Source organism: Rhodopirellula maiorica SM1, assembly GCF_000346295.1.
In the GTDB taxonomy this organism is placed as follows: domain Bacteria; phylum Planctomycetota; class Planctomycetia; order Pirellulales; family Pirellulaceae; genus Novipirellula; species Novipirellula maiorica.
The window spans coordinates 1-1,953 of the sequence record NZ_ANOG01001079.1; the positions used below are offsets into that span (position 1 = coordinate 1).

Here is a 1,953-nt window from a genome sequence, read left to right on the forward strand (position 1 = left end):
GTGATTGGCGCGTATGGAAGTTGCACACCTTTGCTCTTGGCGTACTCGACCGCTTCGGCGATCGCGTCGATGTTGTCGTTAAAGACGAGGCCAAGCTCAGCACAGACTCGCTGGGGAGTATCCAGCCCTGCAGCGATGGCCGCGGTGTGTCCCTTGGTCTCTTTGCTCTTGTCCCACCATGCGTTTGTGCTTGTTGGGATCCAATCGAACTCGATGTCGCCAACCATCCAGCCACGTGGCAGAACCAAACGGCCATCACGTATCCACTGGCGAAGCTTCCACACTGTGAACTGGCGCCGCATCTCTAACTGGTCGTTTCGTTTGTCTTTGCATGCAGCGACATAGTGCAGCCATTCAGCACGGCCGCCATAGAAGGTCGATGCTGAGCCATCAAACAGGCTGTACGGGATGTCCAATGCTTTAAGCGCGAGCTGAATCACCAGCACGGTGAACGCCTGGAACTCGGTACTTGGGGTGCGAGACTCAAGAAACTCGGCCTTTTGGCCTGGATCTAAGTCCAGAATCTGCGGGTCGGTGAAATTGACATTGAGACCGTGTTGACCGTCTTCGGTTTCGTCGTCGTCATCGCCATCTAACGGGTCGACTGCATCTCGTGTCAGCGCCAACGCGAAGATCTGAGCGACTTTGGCGCGGGCTTGTGCCAGAGTGACTGCATCCTTCAAATCACGCAGTGGATCCAAGGCAGCTGTCAGCGGTGAGATGCCACGAACTTGATCGGCCGCGTAGCGATCACCAAAGAACCCATAATGGATGGCGTTTGCTGCTTGAATGCGTCGATGTGGTACCGTTCCGATGTAGCCTTCACGCTTGATACCAAATTCCAACACCCTGCCTGTGCCCGTGATTCGGCAACCGTTGATCCACTCCTCGCCGTCCTTCTTGTCGTCGGGATCCTGGATCAGGTCGGCTTGGATGCCTTGCAGACGCCCATCGTTCATCATCGGAAGCAACGTATCGCCGTCGACAACACGCCGTGCCTCAGCGATTCGAAACATCTTCTCGCGGCCGAACTTGCCCGCCACGTCAAAACGACTGGGACGAGAATCCTCGATCATCAGCCGTTCAATTTGGCTGTTGATGGCCTTGTTTGGTGTCCGAGTGTTGAAGGAGAAGTTCGCAACGTAATCGAGATGCCGGCGAACAGCCCATGAGCAGACGCTCATGTTGCGAACTAAGTCACTGGCGTTGGCCTGTAACGCTCGATGCTTGGATCCGCGTGTGTGATGATCCTCACGCGTGATCGTGCGAGAGATGGTCTTTCGTCGGCCCTTGGGGGTCAACGCGTCGTATCCGCTGAATGCACTTCGAACTCGGCTGATTACGCCCATGGTTACACCCCATCCGTTGTGATGGAGTTGAATAGGCGTCGACGACTGCCGCCTCGAATCTGTTGCCGAAGCTGCGATCGCTCTTTGCGCAGAGAGTCCGCGTTGATCTTTGTGGTCGTTCCTGCAGTCGTGACCGACTCTACACCCGAGGCTAGGATCTCATCGATCTGCTGGATGCGAGATTTGATCTCGTCTTGCGATGTCGTGCGGTTTGCTTTAGCCATGCCAGGAAATTACGAGGCATGAGGACCCAAGCCAACGCAAAAGGGCCTACGTGGCGGAAGAACTTGTTTCTATCGGTAAATCACGTTGTTCCGGCGTTTCTTCATCCTCTTCAATATCGAAAAAAGCAGTCCGTTCATACGATTTCTCGACTCGACCCTGCCCACATCTCTCACACCAGCATCGGCGCCAGACGACTTCGGTGTATTCATCGCCGTTTGGGCGTACCCCCTTAATCGGAAGCTTGATGACCCGGTGGTACTTCGATCGTGCCAAGCTGAGACACTTCGGGCATCGCTTGAGGGTGCCATCAACATGAATGGACTTGGTGACCTTACGCCGTTTCTTCGCCTTGGTTTTCGCCATCGCTCGCTCTCCCTTA

3 protein-coding genes are annotated in these 1,953 nt (G+C 55.2%); all 3 read right to left on the bottom strand.

The features are described from left to right. Nucleotides 1-1,349 (bottom strand): phage portal protein (locus RMSM_RS35005; RefSeq protein ID WP_040771187.1); only part of this gene is annotated, 1,349 nt, incomplete at its 3' end. A 2-nt stretch (nt 1,350-1,351) separates the two neighbouring features. Continuing rightward, nucleotides 1,352-1,573 (bottom strand): hypothetical protein, encoded by a 222-nt coding sequence (locus RMSM_RS35010; RefSeq protein WP_008709015.1) that lies wholly within the window; start codon nt 1,571-1,573, stop codon nt 1,352-1,354. Nucleotides 1,574-1,619: 46 nt separating this feature from the next. After that, on the bottom strand, nt 1,620-1,953 hold a 334-nt coding region (locus tag RMSM_RS35015), incomplete at its 5' end, for a hypothetical protein (protein WP_236622431.1).

Excerpts from the sequence above, each read along its gene's own strand:
- RMSM_RS35010 (WP_008709015.1), bottom strand. The coding sequence starts at position 1,573 with ATGGCTAAAGCAAACCGCACGACATCGCAAGACGAGATCAAATCTCGC.